Genomic DNA, 16,950 nt, shown 5'->3' on the forward strand with positions numbered 1-16,950 from the left:
GAGTAGGTGAATCAGGGTTGTGATTGTATCAATGTATGAAAAGGTGATCGAAAGATTGCTTTGGAATACGGCGCAACACGAATACTCAACCTGTAACGATGTGAACCACGTCGTATTCCCAGTGAATACGACCGAGACACACCCGTTATAGGGTCAAGCGAACAAGTGCATGTGGTGGATGCCTTGGCGATCACAGGCGATGAAGGACGCGGTAGCCTGCGAAAAGCGGAGGGGAGCTGGCAAACGAGCTTTGATCCTCCGATATCCGAATGGGGAAACCCGGCCCGTATGGGTCATCCGTAACTGAATACATAGGTTACGTGAAGCGAACGCGGTGAACTGAAACATCTAAGTAACCGCAGGAAAAGAAATCAACCGAGATTCCCAGAGTAGTGGCGAGCGAAATGGGACCAGCCTGTACTCTTTATCTTCATTGTTAGTCGAAGGCTCTGGAAAGTGCCGCCATAGCAGGTGATAGCCCTGTAGACGAAAACAGCGGGGAAGAACTAGGTGTACGGAAAGTAGGGCGGGACACGTGAAATCCTGTCTGAAGATGGGGGGACCATCCTCCAAGGCTAAATACTCGTGATCGACCGATAGTGAACCAGTACCGTGAGGGAAAGGCGAAAAGAACCCCGGGAGGGGAGTGAAACAGATCCTGAAACCGCATGCATACAAACAGTCGGAGCCTCTGCGAAGGGGTGACGGCGTACCTTTTGTATAATGGGTCAGCGACTTACATTCAGTGGCAAGCTTAACCGATTAGGGCAGGCGTAGCGAAAGCGAGTCCGAACAGGGCGATTCAGTCGCTGGGTGTAGACCCGAAACCAGGTGATCTATCCATGGCCAGGATGAAGGTGCGGTAACACGTACTGGAGGTCCGAACCCACTAACGTTGAAAAGTTAGGGGATGAGCTGTGGATAGGGGTGAAAGGCTAAACAAACCTGGAAATAGCTGGTTCTCTCCGAAAACTATTTAGGTAGTGCCTCGTGTATCACCTTCGGGGGTAGAGCACTGTCATGGTTGTGGGGTCCATTGCGGATTACTACGCCATAGCAAACTCCGAATACCGAAGAGTGCAATCACGGGAGACAGACATCGGGTGCTAACGTCCGGTGTCAAGAGGGAAACAACCCAGACCGCCAGCTAAGGTCCCCAAATATTGCTAAGTGGGAAACGAAGTGGGAAGGCTAAAACAGTCAGGAGGTTGGCTTAGAAGCAGCCATCCTTTAAAGAAAGCGTAATAGCTCACTGATCGAGTCGTCCTGCGCGGAAGATGTAACGGGGCTAAGCAATATACCGAAGCTGCGGATGCACATTTATGTGCATGGTAGGAGAGCGTTCCGTAAGCCTGCGAAGGTGCATTGAAAAGTGTGCTGGAGGTATCGGAAGTGCGAATGCTGACATGAGTAGCGATAAAGGGGGTGAAAGGCCCCCTCGCCGTAAGCCCAAGGTTTCCTACGCAACGTTCATCGGCGTAGGGTGAGTCGGCCCCTAAGGCGAGGCAGAAATGCGTAGCTGATGGGAAGCAGGTTAATATTCCTGCACCATTGTTAAATGCGATGGGGGGACGGATCGCGGAAGGTTGTCCGGGTGTTGGAAGTCCCGGTCCTTGCATTGGAGAAGGCGCTCAGGCAAATCCGGGCGCGGAATTCAAGGGTGCGAGGCCAGTCGCTTAGGCGACGAAGCAATCGGAAGTGGTTCCAAGAAAAGCCTCTAAGCTTCAGTTTAACAGGACCGTACCGCAAACCGACACAGGTGGGCGAGATGAGTATTCTAAGGCGCTTGAGAGAACTCGGGAGAAGGAACTCGGCAAATTGGTACCGTAACTTCGGGATAAGGTACGCCCCTGTAGCTTGATGCCCCTGCGGGCAGAGGGTGAAGGGGTTGCAATAAACTGGTGGCTGCGACTGTTTAATAAAAACACAGCACTCTGCAAACACGAAAGTGGACGTATAGGGTGTGACGCCTGCCCGGTGCCGGAAGATTAAATGATGGGGTGCAAGCTCTTGATTGAAGTCCCGGTAAACGGCGGCCGTAACTATAACGGTCCTAAGGTAGCGAAATTCCTTGTCGGGTAAGTTCCGACCTGCACGAATGGCGTAACGATGGCCACACTGTCTCCTCCCGAGACTCAGCGAAGTTGAAGTGTTTGTGATGATGCAATCTCCCCGCGGCTAGACGGAAAGACCCCATGAACCTTTACTGTAGCTTTGCATTGGACTTTGAACCGATCTGTGTAGGATAGGTGGGAGGCTATGAAGCGTGGACGCCAGTCTGCGTGGAGCCGTCCTTGAAATACCACCCTGGTTTGTTTGAGGTTCTAACCTTGGTCCGTAATCCGGATCGGGGACAGTGCATGGTAGGCAGTTTGACTGGGGCGGTCTCCTCCCAAAGTGTAACGGAGGAGTACGAAGGTACGCTAGGTACGGTCGGAAATCGTGCTGATAGTGCAATGGCATAAGCGTGCTTAACTGCGAGACCGACAAGTCGAGCAGGTGCGAAAGCAGGTCATAGTGATCCGGTGGTTCTGTATGGAAGGGCCATCGCTCAACGGATAAAAGGTACTCTGGGGATAACAGGCTGATACCGCCCAAGAGTTCATATCGACGGCGGTGTTTGGCACCTCGATGTCGGCTCATCTCATCCTGGGGCTGTAGCCGGTCCCAAGGGTATGGCTGTTCGCCATTTAAAGAGGTACGTGAGCTGGGTTTAAAACGTCGTGAGACAGTTTGGTCCCTATCTGCCGTGGGCGCTGGATATTTGAAGGGGGCTGCTCCTAGTACGAGAGGACCGGAGTGGACGAACCTCTGGTGTACCGGTTGTCACGCCAGTGGCATCGCCGGGTAGCTATGTTCGGAAGAGATAACCGCTGAAAGCATCTAAGCGGGAAACTCGCCTTAAGATGAGATATCCCCGGGGCTTCGAGCCCCTTGAAGGGTCGTTCAAGACCAGGACGTTGATAGGTCAGGTGTGGAAGCGCAGTAATGCGTTAAGCTAACTGATACTAATTGCCCGTAAGGCTTGATCCTATAACAGGTGTGTCTTATGCAGATCACACACGGTTGAGATCAGTGTTGTGCCAGAAACAACACAACCCGCCGAATCTCCCTCTGGTGAGCATCACCAGAAACTACTTCTTCCAGATTGGTTGTNACGACAACAAGTCATGCCTGATGACCATAGCGAGTCGGTCCCACCCCTTCCCATCCCGAACAGGACCGTGAAACGACTCCACGCCGATGATAGTGCGGATTCCCGTGTGAAAGTAGGTAATCGTCAGGCTCCCCTGCAGCATCAGAAACCCCACCCCACAAAGGTGGGGTTTCTGCGTTTACGCACACCGGAAATTCCGGCAGGCACGCCGCTCACTCCTTGCCGATCCGCAGCGCGTTTGCGTAACCCGTCAGTTCCAGATACGCACGGCCCACGTCCGCACCGTCGCGGCTCACCCGCACTGCACCTTCCCAGTACACCGCGCCGGTCGACTCGCGCGAATCAAGTTCCTGATCGTCCATCAATGGATCGAGGCGCCATGTAAGCTCGCCGGTCTTGACCGTCATCGAGACGGGATAAGACGTGTTCGTGCGTGGCGATCTCCATGTGCGAACCGGAATGAAGTCGACCTGATTCTGATTGAATGTCGTCATTCGGCCATCGCGATTTCTGAGTGCTGCATGCGCCCATATCGCATGTTCGTCGCGACTGCGAACCTTGAAAGCCATCAAGGCCGAACCATCCGTCAAATTGGCGCCGAGCCAATCCCATCCGACTGCGTCGCTATCGAGCAGCGTGCTCGACCATTCGTGATCGAGCCACGCCGCGCCGGTCACGACCGTTTCCCCTGTCGATTTGCTGCCTGCCGCAACCGGTCGAACGACGTTGCCGGTCACGCGCAATTGAGGCTCGCTGTAGTAGTAGCTCGCCTGCTCGGGCCGCGGGCCTTTTCGGGAATAGCCCCGCTCACCCTGGATTAGCGGTGGCTGTGTCGGCGTCAACGCGAGGTGCAGCGCGAATCCGTTAGCGTCCGCTGTAACGTCGTAGTGGCCGTCACCGGCACGGATGATTTTCCAAGCGTCGAGTTTGACATCGGTATTGTCCGGCTTTGCATACGCCAATCCGAAGCCCTGGCGGGCAATGCGCTGATCGTGGGCAAGATGGCCGAGTGCGGGATCGCTCAACGCGGCATGCGCAATGATCAATTGCGTCGGCGCGAACGCACTCGGATCGGCGGGGTCGTGGCCGGTTGCCGAGCGAAAGAAGGTGATCTGGAAACCGAGCGGCCGGTTGTCCGGCGTAGTGAGCCAGCCGGTTGCGTACCACCATTCGGTGCGAAAAGCCGGGTGTGCGCCGGTGTCTTGCGGAAAGACGATCGGATGATCCGGCGTGACCGCAGTGAACGCGGGTGCCGCGGCGAATGCCGGCGCGATGGCAAGAAAGCCCATGCAAAGCAATGCGGCGCGCGCCTTGGCGCTTGGCCGCCGCGCACTCACAACGCGAACCGTCATCGCACGCGGCAATCCCTTCATCACCAATCCTCCTTCACCGCGCGCACCGCATCCACCGATACCGCGCCGCGTCCCGCAATCACCGCCGTCGAACACGACGAGGCCAGCATCACCAGCGCGACCGTGCCGAGCACGGTCCATGGAACGTGTAATGACATGCTCCAATGAAACGACTGCGGATTGACGACGAATACGAGGATCAGACTGATCGCGAATCCAAGCACAAACCCCATTGCGATACCACAAGCGGTGAGCATGCCGCCTTCAAGTGCAAGGATCGCGAGAACCTGCGAGCGGGTGACACCTACGTGTCGCAGCATGCCGAACTCGCGGGCCCGTGCGAGCGTCTGCGCGGAAAACGTCGCCGCCACGCCGAACAGGCCGATGACGATCGCGACGCCCTCGAGAAGATAAGTGACGGCGAAACTTCGATCGAAAATTACCAGCGTATGCGCGCGAATTTCACCCGGCTGCGACAGCTCCAGCGATGCACCGAAGGGCAGTGCACGCAGGCCGCTCATCACACGTTCGACACTCGTCCCCGGTAGAACCGTGACAGCCACATCCGTCGCGTTCGTGTCGCCGGTCAGGCGCCGGTAATCCGGAAGCCGTATCTGGATTGCGCCCGTCTGGCGCGCGTAATCACGCCAGATGCCGGCCACGACAAACACGTGGCCGCGCTCGCCGAGTGGCAACTGCAAGCGCTGGCCAAGCTTATATCCATACAGATCGACCATTGCTTCGGAGACCCAAACAGGTGTTTCTCCGTCGTGAAGTTGGGAGGGCGGCAATACCGCTCCGGTCATCTGCAGATTCGCGCCCGGATCGGCGGCATCGATTTTACGCGCGAGCAGGGCGACCTCGGGGCGTGCCGGATCGAGCGTGAGATGCGAGAAGCGCGCGAACGCGGCGGTCTTGATGCCGGGCACACTGGCCAGCAGTGCCTGTTCGTCGGGGCGCAAGCCACCGGTATCGCCATTCGGCGCCACGCGAACGTACAGATCGGCGGAGAGCAGGTGGCCTAACCAGTCTTCGACAGAAACGCGGAAGCTGGCCACCATGATGGCCATCGCGACGATCAGCGCAAAGCTCGACAGCACGCCGCCCATTGCGATCGATGCGTGGCCCGGCGCATTCGCGAGACGCGCCAATGCCAAAGTGTTCGCCGCGCTGGCGCGACGCCGCGCGCCAAGCGCACGGTTCGCTGCACCAAAGATCGAAGCGGTCACGCGCGGCATCAGCGCAATCCCACCGATCAGTAGTAGAGCGACGGCCAGATAGCCGCCGATCGGCATGTCGAACAGAGGCGGCGCCTGCGTGAGAGCGCCGGCAACCAGCAGACAACCCAGCGCGGGCCACGGCGTAGCCAGTTGCGCCAGGGCGCCTTCTTCGGCGCCGGCTTTGAGCGCCGCCGCAGGCCGCGCATGCGCTGCCTCCAACGCGGGGGCAAGACTGCCCAATACCGACACGGCGACGCCGAGCGTCAGAAACAGTGCGCTCGCCAGCGGCTCGAAGCCGACGTGCGGTTGCACGCCGGGAAAGTAGCCGCCACCCAGATCGCTGCCGAAAAAGCGCAACGCGCCGCTCGCCAGCGCATAGCCGAGCGCAAGCCCGGACAGTGAACCGAGCAGGCCGAGCAGCGCGCCTTCCATCAGGATCTGACGCAGCAACTGACCACGCGTCAAGCCAAGCACCCGCAGCATCGCAAACTGCGCGCGGCGCCGCACGACACCTAGCGCCTGCGTCGAAAACACGAGGAACGCGCCAGTGAAAAGCGCCACCAGTGCGAGCACATTCATGTTGATCCGATAAGCGCGCGACAGACGATCGGTGCGGCTTTCGGCATCGCGTGTTTCGGCGATCACCCACCGGTTGCCGAGTCGCGCCTGCAGATCACGCTTGAAGCGTTCGCGATCGACACCGCGTTCGAGTTGCACGTCGACACGCGACAGCTTGCCGACCTTGCCGAACTGCCACTGCGCGGCGGCAATGTCCATCACTGCGAGCCGCTGCCCAGGCCGGGTTCTCACGAGACCGCCGGCCACGCGCAAGTGCACGATCGATGTGCCGCTTTGCAGTGCCACGTCATCGCCGATCTTCACCTTCAACCACTGCTGCGCCGCGGTCGAAAGAAACACCGTATTGGCGGCGAGCGTATCGAACGGCCGCTCCGGCGCCGGCACGCCGATCAGTTCCGGCGCAATGCGGCTTGCCTTGAACACGTCGATGCCGAGCACGGGCAGCGCGGCATTCCGATCCGGCACGGTGACATCGAGAGCGAGTACTGGACTCGCCAGCGCGACACCCGGCTCGGTCGACAGGCGCGGATAGATGGACTCGTCGATCAAGGGCTGGGCGCCGCGCACCTGCAGATCGGCCTCGCCCGAGAGACTACGGGCCGCCGCCGAGAATTCATTGAAGGCCGCGCTGTTGATCAACTGAACGGCATAGCCCAGCGCGACACCGAGCGCGATCGTTGCAATTGCAACCAGGGCGCGGCCGCGATGACTGCGCCACTCGGCGCTCAACAGCCAGCGCGCGAGCAGGCGATGGCCTCGAATTCGCTGTAGCGGGCGTGGATCAGCGTGCATCGTCGGCTGAACGCGCAGTGGATCGAATAGCGGGTGGCGAGCCGGAAACGGTGTTGCGTCCCGGTGACGCGTGCAAACCACCGTCGCTCAGAATCAGGATGCGGTCTGCGACGGCCGCGGCTGCTTCCGAGTGCGTGACCATGATAGTGGCCGCACCGGTGGCTTTGCTTTGCGCGCGGAACAGGCCGAGCACGTCGTGGGCGGTATCGGGGTCGAGATTGCCGGTGGGTTCGTCGGCGAGAATCAGTTTCGGATGATGCACGAGCGCCCGCGCAATGGCGACACGCTGCAACTCGCCGCCCGACAACTGCCGCGGAAAATCATCGCCACGGCCGCCCAGGCCGACGGCCGCGAGCATATCGAGCGCGCCGGCCGTGGGCAGGTCGTTTAGCAGTAGTGGCAGCGCGACGTTCTGCGCCAACGTGAGATGGGGCAATACGTGGAACGCCTGAAACACGAAGCCCAGCTTTTGCCGGCGCAACCGCGTTGCCGCGTTGTCATCCAGCTGCGAGACCGTGCTGCCGTCGATGATCACGTCGCCGCTATCCGCGCTGTCCAAGCCCGCAATCAGATTGAGCAACGTCGATTTGCCGACGCCTGAGTCTCCCATGATCGCGACGAATTCACCCGGCGCGAGCTTGAAATCGAGGTGCGCCAGCACAACGCGGCCGGCGCCGTAGGTCTTGCCGAGTTCGCGGCATTCGAGCGCGGGAACGACACCTTCATCATAAAGCAGCATGCGGTATCCGATAGGTCTGGCCGGCGAGGGCGGCATCGAGCCGTGCGAAGAAACTGCGCTAATGCGCACGTATGCCGGCCCCTGAACCGCCGAAGTATATGCGGGTTCTGTAAGGCTCGCAGGCTACGTTGCCATCGCCTGATACCTGTCTGAAAGCAGGCGGGCGAGTCGGCCGTGCAGGCATTTTTGAGCGCATACCGGTGTTTCTTTAGAGTGCCGGATCAAAAAAAATTTCTGTTCGCGACCGCGCTAAATTTTTGCCGGCAGCCCGAAATCAGGCCCGAAGGCATGTTCTGCGCCTGCATGAACTATTCCGGTGCAAGCCTCGCGGGAAAGCATTCCTGCAAGAGTGCTTAATTGGCGGGCTATTGCTTTCTTCTGCATGCAAAAAGCATGGGCGATAACCTGTTGGGGCGAATTTGTGCGTCTGCACATTTTTCGCTATTTCGCAAGCGTGGACGTGACAACAATGCATTGCCAAGGGCGTTGCAGCGTTGTTGCGCTGCAAAAGTATTCTTATCTTGGTAATCTCCCACCCTTGGTCATTCGACTGCGGGTAAACGCGAAGCGGGCAGCACCGCTTCGGCGTCAAATTCAGCGAAATCCAGCCTACAGATCCATTTCAATGCTTTCGTTTTCGAAGGCGTTGGAGCGGCGTTTTGTATTTCAAGTTTTCAACAGAACACATGCCATTGCCTCCGCTTCTTAGCCTACTCATCTGGATCCCTATTGTCGCCGGCCTGGTGGTTTTGCGTGCCGGATCTGACGCGGCACGTAGTCGCACGCGATGGCTCGCGCTGATCGGCGCGATTGCCGGCTTCCTGCCGGTGATCCCGCTCGTGTCGAACTTCCGCAACGACGTGACGTCGATGCAGTTCGTCGAGAACGTTCGCTGGTCGCCTACGTTGGACATCGCATGGCATGTGGGCGTGGACGGGATTTCGCTGTGGCTCGTCGCGCTGACCGCGCTGACCACGATCATCATCGTGGTCGCTTCATGGGAGTCGATCACCGAGCGTACCGCGCAGTACTTCGGCTCCTTCCTGATGCTGTCGGGTTTCATGCAGGGCGTCTTCACGTCGATGGACGGCATGCTGTTCTTCATCTCGTTCGAAGCGACGCTGATTCCGCTGTACCTGCTGATCGGAACGTGGGGCAATTCGAACCGCTCGTATGCCGCGGTGAAGTTCTTCTTTGTCTCGTTCCTCGGCTCGCTGATGATGCTGATGTCGATGCTGTACCTGTACAGCCAGACGCACAGCTTCGATCTCGCGTTGTGGCGCGAAACGCATCTGGGCACCTGGGCGCAGGTGCTGGTGTTCCTCGGTTTCCTGGCCGCGTTTGGCGTCAAGGTGCCGATGTGGCCGCTGCATACGTGGCTGCCGGACGTCCACCTCGACGGCCCGACCGGCGCCGCCGTGATGATCGGCATGCTCAAGCTGGGCGGTTACGGTCTGCTGCGTTTCGCGTTGCCGATCGCGCCGCAGGCGAGCCACTTCTTCGCGCCGATGATGATCACGCTCTCGCTGGTGGCGGTGATCTATTCGAGCCTGCTGGCGCTCGTGCAGACCGACATGCGCCGCCTGCTCGCATATTCGACGATCGCCCACATGGGGCTCGTGACGCTTGGCCTGTTCGTCTTCAACCGCATCGGCCAGGCGGGTGCAATCGTGCAGATGCTGTCGTACGGCGTGGTTTCCGGCGCGATGCTGCTGTGCACGGGCATGCTCTACGACCGCACCAAGACCGCTTCGATTGCGGAATACGGTGGCGTCGCCAATACCATGCCGCGCTTCGCCGCCTTCGTGATGCTGTTCTCGATGGCCAATATCGGCCTGCCGGGGACCTCGGGTTTTGTCGGCGAATTCATGGTGTTGATGGGGGCGATCCGTTTCAATTTCTGGATCGGCGCAATCGCGGCCACGACGTTGGTCCTGAGCGCGGCCTACACGCTGTGGATGTACAAACGCGTGATTTTCGGCGCGATTGCCAACGCACGTGTCGCGAAGCTGCAGGACCTCGGCAAGCGCGAGTTCGTGCTGCTCGGCGCGATGGCTTTGCTGGTGCTGGCCATCGGTATCAATCCGAAGCCGTTCACCGATGCGATCGATCCGTCGGTCGGGACGCTGCTGGCTCAATCGGAACGGAGCGCACATCCTTCGGATTCCGTACCGGTTGACGGTGGCGAACATCTGCAGGCGGCGGCGCCCGCAACGGTGGCGGCACGCACGCCAGGCTGATCAGCGCGAAGCGTTGAGCAGGTGCAGCATTCGTTGCATGAATGCGGCCTTTTCCTGACGCGATTTTCGCTCCGATAAACGTCCTTTTCCGAGCATCCGACGCAGCACGATCATCCAGATCGTGCTGCGTTTTATCGCTTGTTTAAAGGGACTTTCGTGATCCGGCGGCTCCGCCGGTAGCGTGTGATTGAGCACAGCGGACCATCACGCGCATTCAGGCATGCGACAACATGTCGCGCGGTGTTGCGACGCAATAGATTGTTGCAAAACTGTGTGTTTATATCCGTTCGACGACCCCTTATTATGCGATCGCTTATAAAAAGGAGAGCGGTCGAATGACGTTCGTTGAAGTCGTAGAAAGAAGGCAATGGATATGAAAGGAAAGACTCTGCGAGGGTCGACAAGTTTCCTTTCCACCGGCCTCGTGTTGTTGCTCTCGGGTTGCAGCAACCTCGATATTTTGAATCCGAAGGGGAGTGTGGGGCTGGCCGAACGTGAGCTGATTGCGACGTCGACCTGGGCCATGCTGATCGTGGTGGTTCCGGTTATCGCGCTCACGCTGCTGTTCGCATGGCGCTACCGCGCTTCGAACAAAAATGCCGAATACCGACCGGGCTGGGTGCATTCGACCGGTATCGAAATCGCCATCTGGACGATCCCGACGCTGATCATTCTGTTTCTCGCCGTGCTGACGTGGAAGAGCACGCACGAGCTCGATCCGTACAAGCCGCTCGAGTCGCAGGTGAAGCCGATCAACGTCGAAGTCGTCGCGCTCGACTGGAAGTGGCTCTTCATCTATCCCGACCTCGGCATTGCCTCGGTGAACCAGTTGGCGTTCCCGGTCGGCACGCCGGTCAACTTCGTCATCACGTCCGACACGGTGATGAACTCCTTCTTCATTCCGCAACTCGGCGGCCAGATCTACGCGATGGCGGGTATGCAAACGCGTCTGCATCTGATCGCCGACGAAGCCGGCAATTACGCGGGCACTGCGGCGAACTTCAGCGGCCGGGGATTTTCGGACATGAAGTTCCGCGCGCTCGCCACCTCGCCTGAAGAGTTCAATGCGTGGGTCGCCAAGGTACGCGCCTCGTCCGACCGTCTCGACATGGACCGCTATCACGCGGTATCGGCGCCTACCGAGAAGGAGCCGGTGCGGTACTTCTCGTCGGTCGATCCAAAGCTCTTTCACAACATCGTTGCCCGATACAACAACGGTAACGTCCTCGACAACATGAAAGACGCTAACTGTGCGCCAAAGGGTAAGGGGTAACGCATGTTCGGAAAACTCTCACTAGACTCGATTCCGTACCACGAGCCGATTATCATGGTGACGGCTGCCGGGATCGCCCTCGGCGGTGCGCTCGTTCTGGGCCTGATCACCTATTTCGGCAAATGGCGCTACCTGTGGACCGAATGGCTCACCTCGGTCGACCACAAGAAGCTGGGCGTGATGTACATCGTGGTTGCGCTCATCATGCTGTTCCGCGGCTTTGCGGACGCGATCATGATGCGTACCCAGCTAGCGCTGTCGTATAACGCGCCAGGTTTCCTGCCGCCGCATCATTACGACCAGATCTTTACCGCGCACGGCGTCATCATGATTTTCTTCATGGCGATGGCGTTCATGGTCGGCCTGATGAACATCATCGTGCCGTTGCAGATCGGCGCCCGCGACGTGGCGTTTCCGTTCCTCAACTCGTTGAGCTTCTGGATGACCGCGATCAGCGCGATCCTGATCAACATCTCGCTGGTGATCGGTGAATTCGCGCAAACGGGCTGGCTGGCTTATCCGCCACTGTCCGAATTGCAGTTCAGTCCGGGTGTCGGGGTCGATTATTACCTGTGGAGTCTGCAGCTATCCGGTATCGGCACATTGCTGACCGGCGTGAACTTCTTCGTGACCATCGTGAAGATGCGCGCCCCGGGCATGACCTGGATGAAGATGCCGGTGTTCACGTGGACCGCCCTGTGCACGAACGTACTGATCATGGCCGCGTTCCCGATCCTGACCGTCACGCTCGCGCTGCTCGGTCTGGACCGCTACCTCGGCATGCACTTCTTCACGAACGACGGCGGCGGTAACGCCATGCTGTACCTGAACCTGATCTGGGCATGGGGTCACCCTGAGGTGTACATCCTGATCCTGCCGGCGTTCGGTATCTTCTCGGAAGTCGTGGCGACGTTCGCCAGGAAGCCGCTGTTCGGCTACAAGACGATGGTGTGGGCAACCTGCGCGATCATGGTGCTGTCGTTCCTCGTGTGGCTGCACCACTTCTTCACGATGGGTTCGGGCGCCGACGTCAATGCGTTCTTCGGTATCGCGACCATGGTCATTGCGATTCCGACCGGCGTGAAGGTGTTCAACTGGCTGTTCACGATCTACAAGGGCCGTCTGCAATTCACGACGCCGATCCTGTGGACCCTCGGCTTCATGGTCACTTTCACGATCGGCGGTATGACCGGCGTGATGATGGCGATTCCAGGCGCGGACTTTGTCCTGCACAACAGCCTGTTCCTGATCGCTCACTTCCACAACGTGATTATTGGTGGCGTGCTGTTCGGCTACCTCGCCGGATTCAACTACTGGTTCCCGAAGGCCTTCGGCTTCAAGCTGAATGAGAAGTGGGGCAAGGCGTCGTTCTGGTTCTGGCAGATCGGTTTCTGGGTCGCATTCACGCCGTTGTACGTGCTGGGCTTCATGGGCATGACGCGTCGTCTGAATCACTACGACAATCCGGATTGGCATCCGTGGCTGATGTTCGCATGGGTCGGCGCTGTGCTGATCGCCATCGGTATCGCTTGCCAGGTGGTGCAACTGGTCGTCAGCATCCGCGATCGCAACCTGGCGAAAAACCGCGACGTGACGGGCGATCCGTGGGACGGTCACACGCTGGAATGGGCAACGAGCTCGCCGCCCGCGTCGTACAACTTCGCGATCATTCCGGACGTGCGTGAACTGGACGCCTTCGCTGAAATGAAGTCGCGCAAGAATCAACCGAAGCCGGTGTATCGCGACATTCACATGCCGTCGAACACGTCCGCGGGTCTGGTTGTGGCGATGTTCTCGCTGGTGCTGGGTTTTGCCGCCGTGTGGCACATCTGGTGGCTCGCGATTGTCGGTCTGGTCGGTTCGATCGCTACTGTGATCATTTACAGCTTCCAGAAGAACGAAGGCTTTTACATCCCGGCTGCCACGGTAGCGGCGATTGAACAACAACGCTCCGGCGCCGGTGCGCAGGTCGCGATTGAAGAAAAACGCTCCGGCGCCGATGCGCAGGTCGCGTTGGAGGTGGATTGATGTCAAACAACACTCTTGCGGCGGGCCTGCATCATCACGATGCGCATCATGCCGATCACCCGCCGTCGCATTCGGTATTCGGCTTCTGGCTGTACCTGATGACGGACTGCATCATCTTCGCGTCGCTGTTCGCGGTGTTCGCGGTGATGCAGCACCAGTTCGCGGGTGGTCCGACCGGTAAGGATCTGTTCGAGATCCCGGGCGTCGCGCTCGAAACGTCGATGCTGCTGCTGAGCAGCATCACGTATGGTTTCGCGATGCTGGGTGCGCACAAGAACAGGAAGGGCGTGCTGCTGTTCTGGCTCGGCGTGACGTTCCTGCTGGGCCTCGCGTTTCTGGTGCTGGAAATGCGCGAGTTCTCGCATCTGATCGCCCAAGGCGCGGGCCCGAGCCGTAGCGCGTTCCTGTCGTCGTTCTTCACGCTGGTCGGCACGCACGGTCTGCACGTGACGTTCGGCCTGCTCTGGATGGCGGTGCTCGCCGTGCAGGTGATGGGACATCGCGATCTGACCGAGCGCGACATGATCCGCCTGACGTGCCTGAGCCTTTTCTGGCACTTTCTGGACGTCGTGTGGATTGGCGTCTTCACCTTTGTCTACCTTGCGAGCGTGATCTAAATGGACCATAGCCATCACTCACACCTGGCACATCCGGACGAAGGTCATAGCGGCGAAAGTCACGGCAGCTTCGGCAGCTATACGGTGGGTTTCATTCTGTCAGTCGTATTGACGGCGGCCGCATTCGGCCTCGTGCTGACCGGCACGTTGACGGGCGAGAACGCGTTGCTGGCGATCGCGGGCCTCGCATTCGTGCAGATCGTCGTGCACCTGATTTTCTTCCTGCACATGAATGCCTCGTCGGCACAGCGCTGGAACATCATGGCGTTCGGCTTCACCGTACTGACGGCCGTGATTCTGATCGTCGGCTCGTTGTGGATCATGCATAACGTCAGCATGCACATGATGTCCCGCTAGGCGGATAACGCAGCGGATCAAGAGAAACCCCGCAAGGCGAAAGTCTTGCGGGGTTTTTTCATCTGCGCCCAGGACATGCCATGCCGGCACTATCCGGCGATTCGCAATTGACCCGCCTCGAAACACACGGTAGCATCGTTTCCATGATCGCTTCTATCCATTCCCGTTCGCATTCTTTGCACGCATGCTGTTGCAGCCTGCCAAGGGGAGCCCGCGTCTAGCGAGTCGATCTGTATCGTCCGTATCCCTGAGGCCACCCGTCACTAGACCGGTGGCTTTTTTGTTTTGGCTTTTTTGTTTTGGCCGTTCTGCTCCGCATTTTTTCGCGTTTAACACCACGGGAGTTCACATGTCGCTCGTCCTGTACGACACCTGGTCGCGCACCTTGCGCGCTTTCTCGCCGATCCGGGCGGACCACGTCGGTCTGTATTGCTGCGGCCCTACCGTGTACGACCACGCGCATATCGGCAATCTGCGGACCTACATCTTCGAAGACGTGCTGCGACGCGCATTGGCATTGAACGGCTACAGCGTGCGGCACGTTGTCAATATCACCGACGTGGGTCATCTGGTCTCCGATGCCGACGAAGGCGAAGACAAGATGGAGAAGGGCAGCCGGCGCACCGGCGAGTCGGCATGGGCAATCGCGGAACACTATACCGCGGCGTTCATGAACGACTGGCGTGCGTTGAACCTGCTGGAGCCCTCGCTATGGTGCCGGGCGACCGATCACATAGCCGAACAGATCGACTTCATTGCCGCGATCGAGCGTAACGGCTATGCCTACCGCACGACCGACGGCGTTTACTTCGACACGAGCAAGCAGGACGATTACGGCTTTCTCGCGCGTCTCGATGCAGCGGGGCTGCAACCGGGCAAACGCGTTGCGCCAGGCGAGAAGCGGCACGCGACCGACTTCGCGCTGTGGAAATTCACCCCCCCGGATACCGTGCGGCAAATGGAATGGGATAGTCCATGGGGCCGGGGCTTTCCCGGTTGGCATATCGAATGCTCGGCGATGTCGGCGAAATACCTGAGCCCGTGGTTCGACATTCACTGCGGCGGAGAAGATCACGTCGCCGTGCATCACAGCAATGAAATCGCGCAAACGCTGGCGTGCCATGGAACCCGTCTCGCCAACTTCTGGATGCACGGTCATTTCCTTATGCTGGATGCCGGCAAGATGTCGAAGTCGGGTGGCGACTTCGTGCGCCTCGCGACGTTGACCGGGCGGGGCATCGATCCGCTTGCGTATCGTTACTTGTGCCTGAGTGCGCATTACCGCAGCAACCTGCGTTTCAGCATGGAGGCGCTCGATGCCGCGCAATCCGCGTTGGACCGTTTGCGCCGCGCGTATGTGCAATGGCCGGAAGGGGGAACACCCGATGACGTGTACGTCGATCGTTTCAGGCTCGAGGTCGATCAGGATCTGAATCTGCCACGTGCGCTCGCCGTGCTGTGGGACCTGGTGAGAAGCGATCTTCCGGCGGCCACGCGGCGGGCAACGGTCGATTGCTTCGACGCCGTGCTCGGACTTCGGCTTGCCGACTGGAAGGAGGACGTGTCGGCGATTCCCGCCGATATCGCGCGTCTCGCCGCTGAACGCGAAAGGGCCCGCGCGGCGAAGGACTGGAATGCGGCAGACCGTCTGCGTGACCGTTTGAAAACCGAAGGCTGGCAGGTGGAGGACAGCGCGAGCGGGCAGGTACTGCGTCGGCTCGACAAGGCGCAATAACGTGCGGAGCGCGTTGGCAGTCCCCCGTCGCGCGGGCGCACGTCATTGTCATGCCCAACCTCACGTCTACTGCGATTACGCTCCACCGTCATGCACAAGCGCATTCGGCCTGGTCAATGGAGGCTTCAGCCCTGCACGCTGCGCCATTCGGCGAGCAGGGCGGGCAATTCGCCCATGTCCCGGAAGACGTGAACCGCGCCCGCGCCATGCAGCGCAGTCGCGCTGCTGTGGCTCAATTCTTTCGGGCAGTAGCCGAACACCGTGGCGCCGGCGGCCACACCGGCCGTCACGCCCGTGACCGTATCGTCCACCACGGCGCAACGTTGCGGATCTACACCTAAGCCTGCGGCTGCGGCGAGATAGACATCGGGATAGGGCTTGTTGCGCGGTGTTTCGTGACCGCTGGAAATACGCCCTGTGAAGCAGTCGAGAATACCGGCCTTGGCCAGTTGCAACTCGACCTTGACGCGATCGGCGCCTGAAGCAACGGCAATGCGGCCGTCGAGTGTCGCGTAAAGCGCGCGCACGGCCGAGGCCGCGCCGTCAATCGCCACCAGTTCGCGATCGAGCGCCTCATTGCGGCGCGCGCGAAACTGCATGAGCCAGTCCGCGGTAATTGCGAAACCCGTGCGCGCCTCGATAAGTGCGGCTTCATCTCGAACGGCCTTGCCGACAAAGATCTGCATCGCCTCTTCGACGCTCAATTGCCAGCCTAATTCGCCGAGCATTTCGGTGAGCACGCGATTGGTGATGGGTTCGGAGTCGACGAGCACGCCGTCGCAGTCGAAAAGTACGGCGTCGAAAGGGAAATCAGCCATCGGGCAGGGTACGGAAAGTGGTCGCGGAACCGGCAAGGATACC

Annotated in this window: 11 protein-coding genes and 2 rRNA genes; 8 read left to right on the forward strand and 5 right to left on the reverse strand. The window is 59.5% G+C overall.

Translation table 11 applies throughout. From position 1 onward, the window contains the following. Positions 1-151: 151 nt before the first annotated feature. Positions 152-3,033: ribosomal RNA gene (locus HWX91_RS06750) — 23S ribosomal RNA — on the forward strand. A 140-nt stretch (positions 3,034-3,173) separates the two neighbouring features. Next, positions 3,174-3,286: ribosomal RNA gene (gene rrf / locus HWX91_RS06755) — 5S ribosomal RNA — on the forward strand. Positions 3,287-3,369: 83 nt separating this feature from the next. On the opposite strand, the gene HWX91_RS06760 is transcribed toward rrf, so the two are convergent. The 3 genes from HWX91_RS06760 to HWX91_RS06770 are packed head-to-tail and all read right to left on the reverse strand — an operon-like array spanning position 3,370 to position 7,839. Then, the gene (locus HWX91_RS06760; protein ID WP_028194381.1) at positions 3,370-4,530 is read right to left on the reverse strand and encodes a lipocalin-like domain-containing protein; all 1,161 of its coding nucleotides are present in this window, start codon (positions 4,528-4,530) and stop codon (positions 3,370-3,372) included. Then, positions 4,530-7,100, reverse strand: coding sequence for an FtsX-like permease family protein (locus tag HWX91_RS06765; RefSeq protein ID WP_028194382.1), 2,571 nt, complete (start codon positions 7,098-7,100; stop codon positions 4,530-4,532). Before HWX91_RS06765 ends, HWX91_RS06760 begins: the two co-directional genes overlap by 1 nt. Beyond that, positions 7,090-7,839 (reverse strand): ABC transporter ATP-binding protein, encoded by a 750-nt coding sequence (locus HWX91_RS06770; protein WP_028194383.1) that lies wholly within the window; start codon positions 7,837-7,839, stop codon positions 7,090-7,092. The genes HWX91_RS06765 and HWX91_RS06770 overlap by 11 nt, the downstream gene beginning before the upstream one ends. A gap of 686 nt (positions 7,840-8,525) precedes the next feature. On the opposite strand from HWX91_RS06770, the gene HWX91_RS06775 reads away from it, so the two are divergent. Next, entirely contained in the window at positions 8,526-10,079 is a 1,554-nt protein-coding gene (locus HWX91_RS06775) for a complex I subunit 4 family protein (protein WP_025648010.1), read from the forward strand. Here HWX91_RS06775 and HWX91_RS06780 read toward each other — a convergent pair whose 3' ends face one another. After that, on the reverse strand, positions 10,080-10,274 hold the full coding sequence (locus HWX91_RS06780) for a hypothetical protein (protein ID WP_028194384.1): 195 nt from the start codon (positions 10,272-10,274) through the stop codon (positions 10,080-10,082). A 178-nt stretch (positions 10,275-10,452) separates the two neighbouring features. Here HWX91_RS06780 and cyoA point away from each other — a divergent pair, with 178 nt between their 5' ends. The 5 genes from cyoA to cysS all read left to right on the forward strand — a co-directional run bounded on the left by cyoA (position 10,453) and on the right by cysS (position 16,089). After that, the gene (gene cyoA / locus HWX91_RS06785; RefSeq protein ID WP_025648013.1) at positions 10,453-11,352 is read left to right on the forward strand and encodes a ubiquinol oxidase subunit II; all 900 of its coding nucleotides are present in this window, start codon (positions 10,453-10,455) and stop codon (positions 11,350-11,352) included. A gap of 3 nt (positions 11,353-11,355) precedes the next feature. Continuing rightward, entirely contained in the window at positions 11,356-13,380 is a 2,025-nt protein-coding gene (cyoB, locus tag HWX91_RS06790; protein WP_028194385.1) for a cytochrome o ubiquinol oxidase subunit I, read from the forward strand. After that, positions 13,380-13,997, forward strand: coding sequence for a cytochrome o ubiquinol oxidase subunit III (gene cyoC, locus HWX91_RS06795; RefSeq protein ID WP_028194386.1), 618 nt, complete (start codon positions 13,380-13,382; stop codon positions 13,995-13,997). Before cyoB ends, cyoC begins: the two co-directional genes overlap by 1 nt. Further along, positions 13,998-14,354 (forward strand): cytochrome o ubiquinol oxidase subunit IV, encoded by a 357-nt coding sequence (cyoD, locus tag HWX91_RS06800; protein ID WP_025648131.1) that lies wholly within the window; start codon positions 13,998-14,000, stop codon positions 14,352-14,354. Positions 14,355-14,703: 349 nt separating this feature from the next. After that, a complete protein-coding gene (gene cysS / locus HWX91_RS06805) occupies positions 14,704-16,089 on the forward strand; it encodes a cysteine--tRNA ligase (RefSeq protein ID WP_028194387.1) in 1,386 nt (461 codons plus the stop codon). 125 nt (positions 16,090-16,214) lie between these two features. On the opposite strand, the gene HWX91_RS06810 is transcribed toward cysS, so the two are convergent. Continuing rightward, complete coding sequence (locus HWX91_RS06810; protein WP_028194388.1) at positions 16,215-16,907, reverse strand: HAD family hydrolase; 693 nt, start codon at positions 16,905-16,907, stop codon at positions 16,215-16,217. Between the last annotated feature and the right edge of the window lie 43 nt (positions 16,908-16,950).

Origin of the sequence: Paraburkholderia fungorum, from assembly GCF_902833645.1 — a bacterium.
Taxonomy (GTDB): domain Bacteria; phylum Pseudomonadota; class Gammaproteobacteria; order Burkholderiales; family Burkholderiaceae; genus Paraburkholderia; species Paraburkholderia fungorum.